At 39.8% G+C, this 3,185-nt stretch carries 8 protein-coding genes; 6 read left to right on the top strand and 2 right to left on the bottom strand.

The window, feature by feature from the left end:
• The 4 genes from Q0307_RS08020 to Q0307_RS08005 form a co-directional block, all read left to right on the top strand.
• The coding region (locus tag Q0307_RS08020; protein ID WP_298659178.1) for a phage/plasmid replication protein at positions 1–201 on the top strand (201 nt) is incomplete at its 5' end.
• A gap of 84 nt (positions 202–285) precedes the next feature.
• Positions 286–534, top strand: coding sequence for a hypothetical protein (locus Q0307_RS08015; RefSeq protein ID WP_298659175.1), 249 nt, complete (start codon positions 286–288; stop codon positions 532–534).
• Positions 527–694, top strand: coding sequence for a hypothetical protein (locus tag Q0307_RS08010; protein ID WP_298659172.1), 168 nt, complete (start codon positions 527–529; stop codon positions 692–694). Before Q0307_RS08015 ends, Q0307_RS08010 begins: the two co-directional genes overlap by 8 nt.
• Positions 695–743: 49 nt before the next feature.
• Positions 744–941: a hypothetical protein gene (locus Q0307_RS08005; protein ID WP_298659169.1), complete on the top strand. Its 198-nt coding sequence runs from the start codon at positions 744–746 to the stop codon at positions 939–941.
• A gap of 209 nt (positions 942–1,150) precedes the next feature.
• Here the strand turns inward: Q0307_RS08005 and Q0307_RS08000 are convergent, their stop codons facing one another.
• Positions 1,151–1,405 carry a type II toxin-antitoxin system YafQ family toxin gene (locus Q0307_RS08000; RefSeq protein WP_298659166.1) on the bottom strand — a complete coding sequence of 85 codons (255 nt, stop codon included), beginning with the start codon at positions 1,403–1,405 and terminating at the stop codon, positions 1,151–1,153.
• The gene (locus tag Q0307_RS07995; RefSeq protein ID WP_298659163.1) at positions 1,392–1,655 is read right to left on the bottom strand and encodes a type II toxin-antitoxin system RelB/DinJ family antitoxin; all 264 of its coding nucleotides are present in this window, start codon (positions 1,653–1,655) and stop codon (positions 1,392–1,394) included. The genes Q0307_RS08000 and Q0307_RS07995 overlap by 14 nt, the downstream gene beginning before the upstream one ends.
• Before the next feature lie 333 nt (positions 1,656–1,988).
• Between Q0307_RS07995 and Q0307_RS07990 the strand changes: the two genes are divergently transcribed.
• Positions 1,989–2,255 (top strand): hypothetical protein, encoded by a 267-nt coding sequence (locus Q0307_RS07990; protein ID WP_298659160.1) that lies wholly within the window; start codon positions 1,989–1,991, stop codon positions 2,253–2,255.
• The coding region (locus tag Q0307_RS07985) for a phage/plasmid replication protein, II/X family (protein ID WP_298659157.1) at positions 2,252–3,185 on the top strand (934 nt) is incomplete at its 3' end. The genes Q0307_RS07990 and Q0307_RS07985, both read left to right, overlap by 4 nt.

Raw genomic sequence — 3,185 nt, 5'->3', positions numbered from 1 at the left:
TATCGCCATAGAAAGGAAATTATGAAGATTATTGCTTTGGATATTTCTTTGCCTTGTCCTGCAGCTATTTCTCAAGCTTCTAATGTGATTCCGATGTTTACGGTTCTTGAAGCTAAGCCTTTAGATGTACCTAAGTGGGCATATGGAACACCACTTTATTTTGAGCCTCCGGCTCGCCCTAAACTTGTAAGAGTGATTTAGAGTTTTAAAGTTATTTAATCGCCCTCCTTCAGTGCGTCAACACTGAAAGAGGACTTCACAAACTGACTATTAAGGAGTCAATTTATGCAACCGCATAGTGTACCTACTTATTTTCGAGAATTAGATAGCTGGCATACCCAACTGGCTATTTTGCAAAACGCTTTTCATGCTGTTTTCAACTGCGAATGCTTTATGGAAGAAGATTCACAGTTCGGGGATACTCTGAATGTTTTAGATAACCGCTTTCAGCAGCTTTTAGATTCCTGTCCTTTTCCTGATGTTCCCTCTTCTTCTAAGCGTATCTGTACACCTTGTGGAGTTAGCTATGAGTAATCCATTTAAACGCTATGAAACGCCTTGGACGGGCTGGAATTGGCTCTATGGTAGTATGGTGTCCAAACTTTATTTGAACGTACCTACTGAACAATCTATCTTCCCAATTGCTGGGGATTCCATTGGCCAAGAAAACTTACAGTGTCTTGTAACACTGTAAGTAACACTGTAAGTTAGTCCCATAGGTGGGACTTTTTAGGAGTTCTATTATGCGTTGGTGCTTACTTGCTTTGTTGAATGTACTGCCTCTTTCATGTTTGGCTAGTATTGAATTTATTGTAACTAACTCTCAAGAGGCTTTAGCTGATGCCCAACAAGATGCTTTTAGTGTGGGTTCAGTTGTGATTCTGGTAGTTGCTAGCATCGTTGTAGTAACGCTAATTCTTTCTATGCTGCGCAAAATATAGTTGTTGAGTGGTGATGTCTTTTAGTTTTGATTGCGTCAACTATCGTTCATCGGATTAGCATAATCCGTTGAACGGTGGTTGGTATCTCATGCTTTGCTAGCTCCTGAAAGGAGCTTCATCGGTACTTAATACGCTAACTGAGAAGAAATAAGCTTGAAGTGGTGAGGGATGAGCGCTTTAGCCGAATCCCTCTTGTAAACAGTTTTTTCTTAAAACAACTCCGAATGACTACCCAAGCGAACTAACTCTAAAACCTCATCCACTTGCTGATAAATCAACAGCAAATCAGGCTTAACATGACATTCCCTAAAACCCTGTAAATCACCACTTAACGCATGATCACGGTACTTTTCGGGTAAAGCTTGATCGTTTGCTAATAGATACAACACCTCTACCAGAGGCTCACTAATCCCGATCTTATTAATATCCCGCTTAAAAGCCTTACTCGGTTTAAACTTCCTCATGCTTAGCATCCACCAGTAGTGCTTCTAGACTGTCGTAAACCTTGCCTTTACCTTCCTTCAACTCTCGCACCGCTTCTAAAGTGATTGCATTTGCTTGGTAACTCAAACTAATCGGAATCGTCTTGGTTTCAGCCGTTAGCTTCAAAAACATCTTGATTGCTTGCGCTGGACTAATCCCATAACGCTTAAACACCTCGAAGGCTTCATTCTTCAAATCTTCATCTAATCGGATATTGTAAGAAACACTCATCTTGCACCTACATTAAAAAACTGACCTTCTAAAACCGTATACATAACGTAAGCACATTGCAACACACATGAGCCAACACCCGAAACCTCCCACGAACTGCGACGACGGGCAGGAGGAGCAGTGAAGAGGAGGTTTCGGGTGGGGTGATAGGTATGCGTTCTACTTCGGGTTTCTTGTTTGCTCCGAAGGGGTGCAGTATTTAGTAATACTGCACTTTTGTCTCATTATGAGACTGGGGCATAAAAAAATAATGAATAAATAATAAATTAAAGCTTTAGCGTTCTGTTTTTTAATGTTACTTTTTAATTTTAAAGTAACTTAAGGGGTCTGTAAGTGTCTCGTAGAGTTAGTCTTACTTTATCTGATGATGAGTATGAGGTTTTAAAGGCATATGCAAAGATCGCTGGTGTTACTCCTACCACTGTAATTCATAAGCTTTTTACTGAATTGATTCCTGTTTTTTCTTCTGTAGTTGTAGCTACGCAGATGGCAGAACAGGACAAAAAAACTTCTTTGATTAAGTTACAGAGTGCTTTGTTAGATGGTATTCATGTTGCTACTGGCATCTCTTCATCACTTCAAAAGGATTTGAATTCATGATGATAGATTGGGTACAGGTGATTATTCCCTATATGCATTCGACACCAATCAATGGCGGTAACGTTCTCAGTATTAAACCCAATGGTGAATTAGATTGGAAGGTTGAGAAGCGATTGCAGGTGTTTGGCTCTCATGATTCAAGAATTCAGATTCGTAGTGAACATAAAGATTTTACTTGTTCTCACATTCGATTAGATGGCAACCCTGTTAAGTGGTTTCAAGGTCATAATGTTTGGGGTTCTTGTGATCTGTTAGGTCTGGTTTTTTCTTGTTTTAGCTCTATTCTTCCGCAAGTTCTTTCTGCCCATGAAGTTAGATCACTTGATTATTTGTGGTTTACTTGTTTGCAAGGTCGTCTTACCCGTTTGGATCTTACTAATATGTATGATCTGGGTAACTCTCAGCGTGTTTTGGCTTGGATTAGAGCTGCCTCTGATTCTGCTAATTTAAAATCTAGGGGTAAAGGCCAATTCTCTGGAGATACATTGTATTGGGGTAAGAACTCAAGGCGATGGTCTTTGAAGATGTATTCCAAGGGTTTAGAGTTACATGCACATAAGCCAAAACACTCTGATCCTTCTCATCCTCAATGTTTGGAGTCAGTAACTAATTTTGCTGATCCAGCTTTGCGTGTTGAGTTGGTTTTGAGGGCTATGGAATTAGCAAAATTAGGGATTTCAAGGGTTCAAGATTGCAATGAATCGTTTCTTGATGATGTATATACTAGTTACTTATCAGGATTAGAGTTCAGTCAAAATATGAAAGCAGTCGCTGAAATTAAAGACCTCGAAAAGTTACCGCTTCGTCTTCGTAGCGCTGTTCTTCTTTGGTCTGAGGGTCATGATCTTCGAGAGTTTTATTCTCGCGCGCAGTGGTATCGCCATAGAAAGGAAATTATGAAGATTATTGCTTTGGATATTTCTTTGCCTT

Source organism: uncultured Thiothrix sp. (assembly GCF_937873765.1).
In the GTDB taxonomy this organism is placed as follows: Bacteria; Pseudomonadota; Gammaproteobacteria; order Thiotrichales; family Thiotrichaceae; genus Thiolinea.
Note: the sequence above shows the minus strand (reverse complement) of the source record. Positions and strands in the feature narration are given on the sequence as shown.